Here is a 258-nt window from a genome sequence, read left to right as displayed (position 1 = left end):
AGATCCTTGCTCAAACTGGTTGTACAGTTGGGGTCAACCAAGCAAATTTTACTGTTAATGATGGTGAGTTGTTTGTCGTCATGGGACTTTCTGGGAGTGGAAAATCGACTATCATTCGGATGATCAATCGTTTGATCGATTCAACTGAAGGTGATGTTGAGATCGACGGTCAGAAAGTCATGGAGTTATCAAAAGAAGAATTACGTAAGTTACGTCAAGATAAAATTGGGATGGTTTTTCAAAACTTCGCCTTGTTCC

At 39.9% G+C, this 258-nt stretch carries 1 protein-coding gene; it reads left to right on the top strand.

The features are described 5' to 3' along the window. Window positions 1-258, top strand: a 258-nt coding sequence (locus FC65_RS11315) for an ATP-binding cassette domain-containing protein (protein WP_156408663.1), incomplete at both ends; no start/stop codon positions are given.

The organism is Ligilactobacillus acidipiscis DSM 15836, from assembly GCF_001435755.1.
Lineage (GTDB): Bacteria > Bacillota > Bacilli > Lactobacillales > Lactobacillaceae > Ligilactobacillus > Ligilactobacillus acidipiscis.
The sequence above is the reverse complement of the archived record's forward strand: the minus strand, read 5'-3'. Positions and strand labels throughout refer to the sequence as shown.